General features: G+C 59.2%; 11 protein-coding genes and 1 tRNA gene. 4 read left to right on the forward strand and 8 right to left on the reverse strand.

Translation table 11 applies throughout. From position 1 onward, the window contains the following. Positions 1 to 53: 53 nt before the first annotated feature. Positions 54 to 560 carry a heme-degrading domain-containing protein gene (locus FBR45_RS01545; RefSeq protein WP_212748610.1) on the forward strand — a complete coding sequence of 169 codons (507 nt, stop codon included), beginning with the start codon at positions 54 to 56 and terminating at the stop codon, positions 558 to 560. Positions 561 to 589: 29 nt separating this feature from the next. On the opposite strand, the gene FBR45_RS01550 is transcribed toward FBR45_RS01545, so the two are convergent. The 8 genes from FBR45_RS01550 to FBR45_RS01585 all read right to left on the reverse strand — a co-directional run bounded on the left by FBR45_RS01550 (position 590) and on the right by FBR45_RS01585 (position 9138). Continuing rightward, entirely contained in the window at positions 590 to 3334 is a 2745-nt protein-coding gene (locus FBR45_RS01550) for a vWA domain-containing protein (RefSeq protein WP_138498713.1), read from the reverse strand. A 55-nt stretch (positions 3335 to 3389) separates the two neighbouring features. After that, positions 3390 to 4802 (reverse strand): DUF1593 domain-containing protein, encoded by a 1413-nt coding sequence (locus FBR45_RS01555; RefSeq protein WP_138498715.1) that lies wholly within the window; start codon positions 4800 to 4802, stop codon positions 3390 to 3392. A 277-nt stretch (positions 4803 to 5079) separates the two neighbouring features. Continuing rightward, positions 5080 to 5877: a zeta toxin family protein gene (locus FBR45_RS01560; protein WP_171044811.1), complete on the reverse strand. Its 798-nt coding sequence runs from the start codon at positions 5875 to 5877 to the stop codon at positions 5080 to 5082. Positions 5878 to 5883: 6 nt separating this feature from the next. Continuing rightward, entirely contained in the window at positions 5884 to 6129 is a 246-nt protein-coding gene (locus tag FBR45_RS01565; RefSeq protein ID WP_138498719.1) for a hypothetical protein, read from the reverse strand. Between the two features lie 370 nt (positions 6130 to 6499). Continuing rightward, positions 6500 to 6573 (reverse strand) — tRNA-Asn (locus tag FBR45_RS01570). 120 nt (positions 6574 to 6693) lie between these two features. Further along, positions 6694 to 7023 carry a hypothetical protein gene (locus tag FBR45_RS01575; RefSeq protein WP_138498721.1) on the reverse strand — a complete coding sequence of 110 codons (330 nt, stop codon included), beginning with the start codon at positions 7021 to 7023 and terminating at the stop codon, positions 6694 to 6696. 193 nt (positions 7024 to 7216) lie between these two features. Further along, positions 7217 to 7846, reverse strand: coding sequence for a 16S rRNA (guanine(527)-N(7))-methyltransferase RsmG (gene rsmG / locus FBR45_RS01580; RefSeq protein ID WP_171044812.1), 630 nt, complete (start codon positions 7844 to 7846; stop codon positions 7217 to 7219). Between the two features lie 59 nt (positions 7847 to 7905). Further along, positions 7906 to 9138 carry a glycosyltransferase gene (locus tag FBR45_RS01585; protein WP_138498723.1) on the reverse strand — a complete coding sequence of 411 codons (1233 nt, stop codon included), beginning with the start codon at positions 9136 to 9138 and terminating at the stop codon, positions 7906 to 7908. A 327-nt stretch (positions 9139 to 9465) separates the two neighbouring features. Between FBR45_RS01585 and tgt the strand changes: the two genes are divergently transcribed. From tgt to FBR45_RS01600, 3 genes are all read left to right on the forward strand, one after another. Continuing rightward, on the forward strand, positions 9466 to 10596 hold the full coding sequence (gene tgt / locus FBR45_RS01590) for a tRNA guanosine(34) transglycosylase Tgt (RefSeq protein WP_138498726.1): 1131 nt from the start codon (positions 9466 to 9468) through the stop codon (positions 10594 to 10596). Positions 10597 to 10688: 92 nt separating this feature from the next. Then, positions 10689 to 11762, forward strand: a complete 1074-nt coding sequence (locus tag FBR45_RS01595; protein ID WP_138498728.1) for a Wzz/FepE/Etk N-terminal domain-containing protein — start codon at positions 10689 to 10691, stop codon at positions 11760 to 11762. An 89-nt stretch (positions 11763 to 11851) separates the two neighbouring features. Beyond that, complete coding sequence (locus tag FBR45_RS01600; RefSeq protein ID WP_138498730.1) at positions 11852 to 13144, forward strand: nucleotide sugar dehydrogenase; 1293 nt, start codon at positions 11852 to 11854, stop codon at positions 13142 to 13144. Positions 13145 to 13159: the final 15 nt, after the last annotated feature.

Consider the following 13159-nt stretch of genomic DNA (forward strand, 5'->3'; position numbering starts at 1 on the left):
GAAGCGGTAGCTCCTCAGTCACGACCCGGCCCTAACCCGTTATTCCGCTCCCTATGGATACCGCCCCCATTGATATACAGGCCGATCTCGACCAGCTTGCCGTTCAGGAGCAGCAACTCCAGTTCGATACCTTCACGGCCGATACCGCCTGGCAGCTCGGCACCCGGCTCAAAGAAGCTGCCGAAGCCGCCGGTAAAGCCGTTGCCATCGAGATCCAGCTGGCTGGTCAGCCGCTGTTCTTCTACGCCATGCCCGGCACCACCGCCGACAATGCCGACTGGATTCGGCGCAAACGAAACGTGGTGCTGCGTTTCCACCGGAGTTCCTACGCCGTTGGGCTCGATTTGCAACAGCGGCAAACTTCCCTGCAGGAACGCTCGGGCCTCGACCTCAGAGACTACGCGCCCTTTGGCGGCTGTTTCCCGCTGATCCTGCGCGGAACGGGCTGCGTCGGTACGCTGGCCGTGTCGGGTTTGCCCCAGCGCGATGACCATAACCTGATCGTTGCCGTACTGGCCCGGTGGTTCGATTTGCCGCTGGCCGGACTGGCCCTGAGCTAATTATTCGTTTACTGGCCAGATCAGGTTGCTTACCGAACGGGCCTGGCCTGCGCTTCCAGAATCAGCTGGTTGGTGGCGTTTTGGGGCGTAACATGAACGAAGGTGCCCCGACCCAGCTGGCTCAGCTTCTGGAGGCCCTGTCCGGTAAGGGCGTTGCGGCCAAAGGTGAAAACGGTCAGGGAGATGTCCTGCCGGGCGCGATCTTCGATGAGTTGAAGTACCTCCCCGCTGATTGCAAATTCGCCGTCGGTAGCCAGAATGATCCGGTTGTTACCGGCCCGGATGTAGTGTTTGTCCGCCACCTTGTAGGCCAGTTTCAGCCCGCCATTCCCGTCGGTATCGCCCGTCGATGTCAGCTCGTCAATGACGCGGGCAATCTCATCGACATGCGCTCCGGAGGTTGGTTTCAGGGCCACCCGCGCTTTGCCGGAATAAACTACGATGGAGAGCTGGTCTTCGGGCCGGAGCAGGGTCAGCAGCGCTTTGACCGACCGCTTCAGCAGGGGCAGTTTATAGGGCGAATCCATTGAGCCCGACACATCGAGCAGCAGCACCATGTTGTTCGGCGCAAATCCCGCCAGCGACGGACTGACCGCCCGGTCGCGGCTTCGGTCGACGTACATCGTGTCGACCCGCAGCCGCTCCACATAAACCGTATCCCGCAGCGTCGGTCCGGCAGCTACAGGAGCGGAGGGCGGTGAAACGGGCGTTGCCGGCGTTGTGGCCGGGCTGGGCGATGGCTCCCGGCGAGCGCGTGCCGATTCGGGCGGGCTGACCGGTACCGGAGCGGGGGGCAACCCCGTAGCCGACGCCTGCCGGCGAAACGCGAACAGGTCGGGCTGGTTAATGGCTTTCAGCCGGTTTTCTTTGGCCAGCTCGCAGAACTTGTTGTAAGGGTAAATGAGCTGATTGTTGTAGAAATAATAGACCGACTCGTAGGGATGGCTGGTGGCAGTGGGCCGGGGTAACGCGATCCGCTTTGTCAGCTCCGCGAACCGCAGCGAACTCTCGGCCAGGTCTTCGTAGGGAGTGTAGGGGCAGAGTCCGTTGCTGCGTCCGTAGCGGGTCAGGCCGTTCAGGTTCGAATACTCATCGGCCATCAGCTGCCGGCCCATGGCTTCGAGAGAAGCGGTTTCGGGTAGCCGGTCCGACTGTCCGCTCAGGTACGCCCGGATACCCGCCAGCACGGCCCGGTTACTGTCAACTGCGCTGAGCAGGGCTTTTCCGGCCCGGTTCCACGAGCTGCCCGGACTGGCTGTGGGGTAGCTTTCGTAAATACGCCGGATGTCGGTATATAACCGTTCTTTCTTCTGATCAAACGCATCGAACAGGTAGGCATAACGGTCCAGGATAGCGTCAGACCGCTGTAGCTGGTCCTGCTGGTAGCGTTTGTCGGCGGTGTAGTTCGTCAGTTCGATGCTCAGCTGGTCCATCTCGATCAGCATGTTCATGAGCACCTCGGCCTGACCGCTGACCGAAGCCCGGTACGGAAGTGGAATCGACTGGCTGTTGAGCCGCAGCAGCTGATAGAGGGAGGTGGGCAGTTTATAGTCGTCGTGGGCATACGTGAGGGCCGCCCGTTTCTGGCTCCGGGCCGGATCGCGCTGGTACTCCGCCGACGACTGGTAGTTGCGCAGGCCGACCTGTAGCGTATGCAGCTGCCGGAGCGACTCGTTGATGAAATCGACATAGGCGTTGAGGGCCAGAAACGTAGCGTGGCTGGCCGGTGCCGTTGCCGGGCGGGTGCTGAACGCCAGCGGGGGGCTGTTGACAAAAGGCGCAGCCGACGCAACCGTCCGGCTGATCGGGGCGGGTGACTCGGTCAGGAAAGTAATGCTGACCGAGGGGTAGTCGAGCAGCGCCCGGGCCGACTGGCTGTAGTTGACAAAGCTGTGATACATGGCCAGCAAATCCTGATTGAGCGCCTGCAGCAGGGCCAGGTACACCTCGTTCCCGTGCCGGGCCGACTGCCGGGCGGCATAGGTATTGTCATCGATGGCCCGGCTTTTGAGGGCCTGCATGGCCTGTAAAGCCGTTTTGAACGACGCCAGCATGGACGAGGCCGGGTAGCCGATCCGGGGGGCGGTCTGGCCGAAGCGTTGCAGCCGTTCCGCATCGGCCAGCATATGTTGCTGCACCCGGTCAGCGGGCCAGGCCGCGGGGCTATCGTCGTGGAGCACGAAGGGGAGGGCCGACAGCAGCGCCTGCTGGCTTTGCAGCACCTGTTCCATCTCGTGTTCGGCAACCAGATACGGGTCGCTGGCCTGGTAGGGCTGGTACCGCCGGTAAATCTGCCGGATCTGCTGGTAGCAGGCATCCTTCTCTTGGCCGAACTGACCGGCGAGGGTCTGTAGCGCGCGTACCAGCGAGTCGGACCGGCTCAGGTTGTCGCGCCGGTAATCGCCCAGGCGCACGTAGGTTTCCAGGGCCTTGCCGGTCTGGTCGATCTGGTTCAGCCGTTGCCAGAGGCCCTGCGCGCCGGTTGTCAACAATTGCCGTTCGGCGGCAGTCAGTCCGGTAGCGGCCAGTGCTTTCTGGTAATAATACGTCTCCAGCGGCCCCGACGAAGGCAGCCGCAGCGTACCATCGGCTTTTTTGCGATACCGCTGCACCTCGGCCTCATACGCTTTCAGGGCCAGACAGCGCCCGTTGACCACGTCGACCGACTGACTCAGGAACGCCACATACTGGTTGAGCGTCTGCGGGGGCGGCTCGGCCGGAGCCGCTGCCAGGGGCCGGGCCAGCAACAGGAGTGAACAAAGCAACGTCTGCATACCCGAAAGATCGGAAGAGGAGCCTGTTCCCCGCCCCAGTGCTTTAGCCAGCGGTCTACCGATTTTTTGGCAGGACCGTTACCAGTACGCGCTGGTAGCGTGTCAGAGCCGGACTGCCGTTATCCGTTACCGATACGATAAAATGCAGCGTTTCGGGTTTGCTGACATCGGGGGCCGTCAGGGTAGTAGCGGGGGCGGCTGGCTGGCTGATCACCAGGTCCCGATGGCTCAGATACGTACCGGCTTCCGGATAATAGAGCCAGTTGTAGGTCAGGGAGTTGCCGTCGGGGTCGGTCGAGCCCCGCGCGTTGAGGGTGATGGGCTCTCCGCTGGTTACGTTTAGGGCCGCCGGGTGATTCAGCACGACCCGGGGCGGATGGTTGGCTTCGCTGAACGGCTTCACACACCAGTCCATCCGGGCCGCGAAGTCATGCTGATAGGCCTGCCGCCAGCGCCAGATAGTGGCCTGATTGCTCCGGTGCATGTGTCCGTCGACCCCCTTCACCTCATCGTCGGCGTCGGTGAAAAACGGGCGGGTCTCCGGCTCCGAAAACCAGGGTCGGGTGCGGGGCTGATAGTATTCGTAGCGGCCGCCCCAGCCGCCATAGTCCGGGTGTTCGGGGACGTTCAACCCATTGTCGATCAAATGCAGAAATGATGGGGTATCGCCCTCCATCAGGTATTTGGTAAGCGGATACAGCGCTCCCAGCGGGCCGTGACCCTGCCGGATGTTGACATCCAGCCAGGGGTTATCGACCAGCGAAAAATCGGCACCCGTGAACCGACCGTGGTGCCGATCGCCACTGATGCCGTTCCAGGTGGCGTAGTGGTACGCTCCCCGGCCATATACGCCGGGACTGGCCACGTAGAAAAGCGACGGAAAAGTTTTGCGCAGCCAGGGCCCCGAATCATCCTGGTCGGAGATGGTGTAGACCCTGAGTTTAGCGATAAAGCGGTTCAGCTCTTCCGCTGATCGGGTCATCGATACCTTCCAGAGCGCCTGTGCCAGGCAGTTCGGTCCGCCCCAGCTCAGCACCCAGACGGGCCGCTCGTCGTTTTTGTCGACAACCTGAATGATCAAGTCCGAGCCGGGCGAGTCATTACCGGGACCAACCGCCTGCCTGCCGAACCGGGGCAGGGCCGGTCTGATCAGACCCAATAGCTGCGCGGCTTCCGGATAGCCGGGTTCGTGCAATGCCAGGTTCGCCCTGACCTGCCCGTAGGCTGTAACGACCTCCCTTATTTTCTCGGGCGCAACCCGCTCCTGCTGATGAACCGACGTAGTGGCAATCAAGCCTTCAATATCCCACTGATTGGCATAGAGCAGAAACCGAATCAGCGACTGCGTATCGTCGGGCTCATTCTCTATATCGGTCAGTACCAGCACCCGGGGTTTAGGACGGGTATCGGTTACCTTCGCCCAGGCAGGAAGCACCAGCAGCATCAGAAAAACAAACGAAAGTCGCATAATCGGTCTAGGGAAAAGCCATCGGCAAAGCTATGCGTTTGTGCTTATGAATGCACGGTATCGCCGGTTCGCCAGGGTAGCGGGATGGCCTACTGATCATTGACTGCTATAAAAAGAGATAATCAGGCGATGACAAACCAGACCCATTGTTGCTCAGATCAGGGTTCGCGAAGCTGAATAGAAAACCAATCTGCGGGTCCTGAAAGCGATGAAGGTGCTGTCTCCGTCAGACGCAATTCGTACGGACGGCTGGCTGCGTGACAGGGGTACAATGAAGCTAACTGGTCAGAAACTTCTCTTCAACGTAGGTGATATACCAGTCAGGAACCAGGTCGGTAGAAACGGTAAGGTCGCTGCCGGTTTTGCGGGCTACCTCGATACTATCCTGACCGTTGGTCGAATTGTCGAACAGAAAGGCCTCGTCGGATAGCCGAAGGGCCCCGGCCAGATTATCGAGCGAACCGATGTATCGACTGCGAATTTTGGCTTCATTGACCGGATGACCACCGGAGGCCACCCGAAACCTGACCCGGGCCACGTTAATGTCGGCGTCGCGGGTGGTGATGTAGTACAGGCGTACTGTAAAGCCAGCCTCTTTGGCCCGTTGCATGATGTCCAGTTTGTCGACATGCGACATGACCGTTTCAAATGCAAATGATTTCCGGGCTTCGATGAGGGCGTACCGAATGAAATCAATGATGAGGGCGGCTACATACGAGTCGACATCGAGCCGGTCGGGGTCGCCTTCAACAGGAACCGTTCTGATAATGATTACGCCATGTACCAGTTTTACGCATTTCAGTAGTTGCTCGGTTGTAATCCGTTTAACCTGGCAAATTTTATCGGTAAGGGTAGAGGTGAGCACAAACCGGTTCCATCTGGATAATGGAAGTACCGAAAGCCCAAAAATTCGTAAATCGCAGAAGGGGTTTCTGCGCAGTTCCTGTTCCAAATCATCGGCATTGAGGTAGACCGTATCGGGCGGATAAGGATACTGAACGTTTTGCCGTACGTACTTGACAATGGTAGTTTTACCGGAACCATTGGGTCCGGCAAATAAGGTCAGGGTAGGCACGATATGTTAGGAGATGATCAGCAGCCGCCGGGTAGGCTTTTGCAGAGGTGTCAACTGTTTCAGAACGGTTCGGCGATTGTCAGGCCCCAGCTCGATCAGTTCATCGCCTTCTGCCACCACAACGGGTTGATTACTGACACGCGCATCTAGAAAGGCCGTATGAACGGCTTTTGCGGCCATCGAGGCCACCGTCATATCAACGGTTACGCCTGTTTCCTCTGGAATACTGATCATATGGTGCGACGCATTCATAAAACACAAACGCTAAAGTTACTGAATAACGTTGAAACGGCAAGGACTGTATAATAGATAACAAACGGGGTAAGCTTTTGATTCAGAAATGATTGATTGGTTTAGTGGCGTACTGGTAACCCTGGCAAATAGCCTGCCATTTCGCTTAGTCATCGACCCCGGTCCATAATCTATACTTTCGAAGATGATGGACCGGGGTCGATGACTAAAACTGGTAAACCCGGCGAGATTTGTAATAATCCGGATGGAGTGAAGAGCAAGGCCCGGCCCATTGCCTGAGCAGCATCGATAAATACCTTTAATCAGGTTCTGTCAACCAGCGGGTCAAAAAATCAAAAAGCCATTTAACATTGCTGCTAAATGGCTTTTGCTCCCGAAGCTGGGCTCGAACCAGCGACCCTCTGATTAACAGTCAGATGCTCTAACCGACTGAGCTATTCGGGAGTGTGTCGGTTATTGTGGGTGCAAAAGTAGTGCGTAACACAACACCGCGCAAGTATATTTCCAGAAAAAATATACCGTCAGAGGGTAGCAGGCGGTATAGGCTGGCTACCCCGCTGATGATCAGCGCGCTGGATAGCCGCCCTGAGGACCGCCAAACATGTCGGGCCGGTTGTTCGGTACGTTTTGCAGGATCAGCTCCTTGATGCGCCGGGCGTCGCCCTTGGTAAAGTTGCGGATCACGATCTCCGGCCGCGCCCGCGGAATCACCCGCACCGTCGAGAAGAAAACGCCATTGTCGATCTCGACGCCCGAAATGTCGGAGTAGAATACGAAGTTGTCGGTGCCGCCAATGAGCTTGCGCACCCGGAACGTAACCCCTTTGTCGTTGAACTCAACCTCGTCGCGGTTGATGGGGTCCTTGAAACTGCTGGAATGGAATTTTTCGTTCATAGTTGATTTGGGTAGGTCGATACTGAAATCCGGTTGTCGGTAAAGTGCCTCCGGGGTTTAGTTGGTTCGGGTAGCGCGCATCCCGACACTGTGGTCCGTGTCTGCACCGGCGATGCTGCCCGACCATAACTTTAACGCATAACCGACGGCCATTAGCTATACCTGGCGAACCGGTGTTTCTTCATCGTGATACCTATTTCTTCGGGACGTAAATTACTTTTTTGGTTTCGAAAAACGGCTCTTTGAAGTAATCGGAGAGGTCGTAGACCCGGTACCGGTCAGGGACTTCGGCGAGTTCTTCGGTCAGGTCACCGCCTTTCAGGTACAAAACCCCGTTGGGGCGGTCGTTGTTGCCACTTTTGTGAATCTTGTAGCGAACCCAGCCCAGAAACGGTTTCAGCCGCGTTACGGCCCGACTCACCACAAAATCGTAGGTGGTGTTGAGCTGCTCCACGCGGGCCTGCTCGGCCCTGACGTTGGTGAGGCCCAGCGCGTCGGCTACTTCCTGCACCACTTTGATCTTTTTGCCGATGCTGTCGACCAGATGAAAGTCGGCCATGGGAAACAGGATAGCCAGCGGAATGCCCGGAAAGCCGCCCCCCGTGCCTACGTCCAGGATTTCGGTGCCGGGTTTGAACGATACAATCTTGGCGATACCCAGCGAGTGGAGCACATGCTTCTCGTAGAGGGCGTCGATGTCCTGCCGCGAAATAACGTTGATTTTGGCGTTCCAGTCGCGGTAGAGCCCGTCCAGCGCGGCAAACTGCTCTCGCTGTTGCTCTGTCAGGTTCGGAAAATAAGTAAGCAGAAGATCAATAGTCATCACAGTTCATTCAAGTGGCCCGGTCGCCTGCCGACCGCTCATCGGTCTTCTCTGGCCATCTACCGCCAGTGGTAGCGCTGCCGACGTCGGCGGAAGAGGGTTTTCAGACCCGCCAGGCCGTAATAGATGCCAAGCATCAGGTCGGTCAACGGCACCAGCGCCCAGTGAACGGTATGCGCCAGCCGGTAGCTGATTCGGCCCACAACGCCCCAGAACGCCAGCCACCGAAACGCAAACCCGCCCGAGGCAACGAGCAAAAGTAGCCATTCGTCGGTCGTGAACGGCGCCTGTCGTATTTCTTTTATCAGCAGCACACTACCAGCCGCCAGGGCCAGCAGCCAGCTGAGCACGTGCGAGCCGGTGAGCAGACCCAGCCGGAATTTATGGCCCGGCTTGTAGTGCTTGCCTACGTTCAGGTGCCGCCGTTTCTGGATGCGCCAGTCGGCCCAGCTTTCCTTTGGTTTCGACCACACGAAGGTGTCTTCGTCGAGGCAGATGGCGGTGTTGCGGGCCGTGGCTACTTCGTTGATGAACAGATCATCGTCGCCACCGAGCACGTTCTTGTGGGTATAAAAACCCCGGTTGGCGAAGAAGGTTTTGGTCCGGTAGGCCAGGTTGCGCCCCACGCCCATATACGGCCGACCCACCAGCGCCAGCGAAAAGTACTGCACGGCCGTAAACAGCGTTTCGGCGCGGATGAGCAGGTTCAGCAGACCCGGCTGGGCTTCGTAGGGCGAAAAACCGAGAACGATGGCGCGGCTGGGATCGGTGAGGGGCGCGACCATACCGGCCAGCCAGTCGGCCGAAGCGGGGCGGCAGTCGGCGTCGGTGAGCAGGACGGTGGGGTAGGTGGCTTTTTTGAGGGCTATGGTCAGGGCGTACTTCTTCGGGGTAACGTGCTCGTGTTCGTTGGCGATGCGGATGAACCGAACCCGGTCGAGGCTGGCGATGTCGTTTTCGAGGTACGCCACGGTGCCGTCGGTCGAGCGGTCGTCCATGACGAGCACTTCAAAGGTGGGGTAGTGCTGCTCGTTGAGCAGGGGCAGCAGCTCGGTCAGGTTGTGTAGCTCATTATGGGCGCAAACCACGACCGTCACGCCCGCGGCTTCGTCGTCGGTCAGCGTCTCACCAGCGGCCTGTCGCGATCGGACAGGCGCCGAAACCGCTTCGGCTACCGCCACCGCCATCCGCTGGGGCTGCCGGTAAAAGGCCGTTCGGGTGTAGATAAACAGGATATAAACGAGCTGAATGCCGACCACAAGCAGCCAGGCGATCAGGAGGGCAGTGATCACGGAAAAAGTAAACGGTTGTTCGGTAGTGAATTGATTATCTGAATGAAGCGGCAAAGGTAAAGAAGAGTGATGAGTTATGAGCGATTAGCGATGAGCGGGAATGAATGATGAGTGATGAGTTATGAATGATGAGCGATGAGTGATAAATGATGAGCCACCCGTGGCCGTGGGGACACGTACACCTGTCCGGATGGTGTTGCTGTCGCGAAGGTGGCCGTGGGGACACGCCCACAGGTGGCTCATAGCTGTCACTCATCGCTCATAGCCAATCGCTCATCGCTTATCACTCATCATTCATAACTCATCACTCCTTCCCTATCTTTGTGAATGAATTTTTCGATTACGGCGCATGATCCACAGTCGAAGGCCCGGACGGGGCTGCTTACGACGGATCACGGGCCTATACAGACACCAATATTTATGCCAGTCGGCACGGCCGGGACCGTGAAGGCCGTTCACCAGCGTGAACTCGAAACCGACATCAACGCCGAAATTATTCTGGGTAATACCTACCACCTCTACCTGCGTCCGGGCCTCGACGTGCTGGGGCAGGCCGGTGGACTGCATGCGTTCAACGGCTGGCGACGGCCTATCCTGACCGATTCGGGCGGATACCAGGTCTATTCGCTGTCGGGAACGCGCAAGATCAAGGAAGAAGGGGTCACGTTTATGTCGCATATCGACGGGTCGAAGCACCACTTTTCGCCCGAAGGCGTTATGGACATTCAGCGGACTATCGGCGCCGATATCATCATGGCATTCGACGAGTGTACGCCCTACCCCTGCGAGTACGGCTATGCCCGCGCATCGATGGAGATGACCCACCGCTGGCTCGACCGTTGCATCGACCGGTTCGACAGCACCGAGGGACATTATGGCTACAAACAAACCCTGTTCCCTATCGTACAGGGCAGCACCTATCCCGATCTGCGGAAACAGTCGGCCACGTTCATCGCCAGCAAGGAGCGCGAGGGCAACGCCATTGGTGGCCTGGCCGTGGGTGAGCCCGCCGAAGCCATGTACGAAACCATCGAACTGGTCAACGAAATCCTGCCTGCCGACAAACCCCGCTACCTCATGGGAGTGGGTACACCCGCCAACATCCTCGAAGCCATTGCGCGGGGCGTCGATATGTTCGACTGTGTGATGCCAACCCGCAATGCCCGCCATGGCCTGCTGTTTACCACGGAAGGCATCATGAACATCAAGAACGAAAAATGGAGCCGCGACTTCAACCCGATCGATGCAGGGCTGGGCGGCTATGCCAGCACGTTCTACTCCAAAGCGTACCTCCGCCATCTGTTCAAGTCCGACGAGCTGCTGAGCGGGCAGATTGCCAGCCTGCATAACCTGACGTTCTACCTCTGGCTGGTGCGGCAGGCGCGGGCCCATATCGAAGCGGGCGACTTCCTGTCCTGGAAGAACGAGATGGTAGTTCGGCTGATGCAGCGGATGTAACGCCCGCCCGGCCGTTAACTTTTACCGGTCAGCAGAGACATTAGGCGTGTCTGTACGTCGGAGAGGGCAGAACCACTCCCGATCTGTACCCTGTGACTATCCATCCGAAGCGCCTGGCCTGGGCCGACCTGTCGACCGAAACCATCGGGCGCGTGCTTTGGGCCAACCGGCGGCTGGTCTGGCTGATTGGGCTGGCGGGCGCGCTGTTGGGGGTGGCGGTAGCGCTGCTGCTCCGGCCCGAGTATGCGGCCGGGGCGCGGGTCATGCCCGAACTGACCGATGGGTCGGGCGACCGACTCCGGCAGCTGGCGTCGGTGGCGGGGTTTTCGGGCTTCGACCTGGCCGACGCCACCGATACCGAAACCATCCGGCCCGATCTGTACCCCAATATTCTGCAGAGCACCCCTTTTTTGCTGGCGCTGATCGATCAGCGCGTGCGGCTGAGCCAGGGCGATACGACTACCGTTGGGCAGCTGATTCGCCCGGAGCGTAGCCTGATCGCGCAGATTGGCCGGTGGTTCGGAGCGGGTAGCCGCGAGCTGGCACCACCCGCGGGGGTTCGGCCCGGGCAGCCCATCCGGCTGTCGATGCGGCAGAAAGCCCTGATCGAGGCCGTCGGCGAGCGGGTGAGTGCGCGCTTCGATACGCGCTCCGGCATTATTACGATTACGGCCCGGATGCCCGATGCCAGCGCGTCGGCCACGGTGGCGCAGCTGGCCATGGATTACCTGCAGCAGTACGTAGTGGGCTACCGCACCGAAAAAGCCCGGCAGGATCTGTTGTTCTATCGTCGGCAGCTTGCCGACGCCCGCCAGCGCTACCAGACGGCGCAGCTCCGGCTGTTTCGGCATAACGACCAGCACCAGCGCCTGTTTCTGCAAACGGCCACGCTGGAGCGACAGCGCCTGACCGACGAGCTAACGCTGGCGCAGGGGCTCTATACCGAGCTGGCCCGGCGTTACGAACAGGCCCGGCTGAAGGTGCAGGAGCGGACGCCGGTCTTTAAAGTCCTCGAACCCCCAACGGTACCGCTCGAACGGGTTTCACCCAAACGGACCCTGCTGGTGCTGCTGTTTGGGCTGGGGGGCTTAGCTTTGGGCGCTGGCTACGTGCTGACGCTGGCTGTAGACTGGCCCGGCTGGCTGACCTGGCGGGACCTGAGGTAACCCGCAGCCTGACACAGACCGCCCCCTGCGCAACTGCAGAAGCGATACCGAAATACCTGAATGAACCGCGCGGATTAGCGCTGCAACGAATGATCGATGAACTGGTAACAAAACAAAAACGGATAGCGGTGGTGGGGCTGGGCTACGTGGGGTTACCCCTGGCGCTGGCGCTGGCGCGGCAGTTCCGGGTGATCGGCTTCGACATCGATGCCGACCGTGTGGCGCAGATGCAGCAGGGGCAGGACCCTTCGCAGCAGATGACAACCGCCGATTTTGCCGGTACCGACATTCGCTTTACGGCTGATCCGGCCGGGTTGCAGCAGGCCCATTTTTTCATTGTAACAGTACCCACCCCCGTCGACGCCGACAACCAACCCGATCTGGAGCCGCTGCGCCGGGCGTCGGCAACTGTTGGCCGGGCGCTGAAACCGGGCGATTATGTAGTCTATGAATCGACGGTATACCCGGGCTGTACGGAAGAGGACTGCCTGCCGGTACTCGAACAAACGTCGGGGCTACGGCTCGGCACCGATTTCAAGGTGGGTTACTCGCCCGAGCGCATCAACCCCGGCGATCGGGTTCGTACGCTGACCACCATCGTTAAGGTCGTGTCGGGCAGCGACGACGATGCCGTTCAGACCATCGCCGGGGTCTACGGCCGGATTATCGAAGCCGGTATTCATGTAGCCCCCAGCATCCGCGTGGCCGAAGCGGCCAAGGTGATCGAGAACGTACAGCGCGACCTGAATATCTCGCTCATGAACGAGCTGGCCATCATCTTCGACCGCATGCAGATCGACACGCAGGATGTGCTGAAAGCGGCCGCCACGAAGTGGAATTTTCTGCCGTTCACGCCGGGGCTGGTGGGGGGGCACTGCATCGGTATCGATCCGCACTACCTGCTTTATAAAGCCCGCCAGCTCGGCTACGACCCCGAGGTGATCAACTCCGGCCGACGCATCAATGAAGCCATGCCATCGTTTATTGCCGCTAAGCTGAACCAGATGCTGGTACGCAATGGCAAGGAGCCTGCGCAGTCGCGGGTGCTGGTGATGGGGCTGAGTTTCAAGGAAAACGTGGCGGATATCCGCAACTCGAAAGTGGTCGATCTGGTTCGGGAGCTGATGGGACTGGCTATCAGCGTACACGTAGTTGACCCCTACGCATCGCCCCGGGAGGTAGCCCAGGCCTACGGGCTGGCCCTGTTCGATCGGCCCGCAGGACCCTACGATGCCGTTATCGTGGCGGTGGGGCACGACTCCTTCCGGCAATATGAGGTGGCGTATCTGCGGGGACTGATGAACGGTACGCCCATTCTGCTCGACGTAAAAGGATTGTATACCATTAGCCCTGACGATGGGTTCGATTACTGGCGATTATAGGCCTTTGCACAGCTA

It is taken from the genome of Spirosoma lacussanchae (assembly GCF_005870035.1).
Classification (GTDB): domain Bacteria; phylum Bacteroidota; class Bacteroidia; order Cytophagales; family Spirosomataceae; genus Spirosoma; species Spirosoma lacussanchae.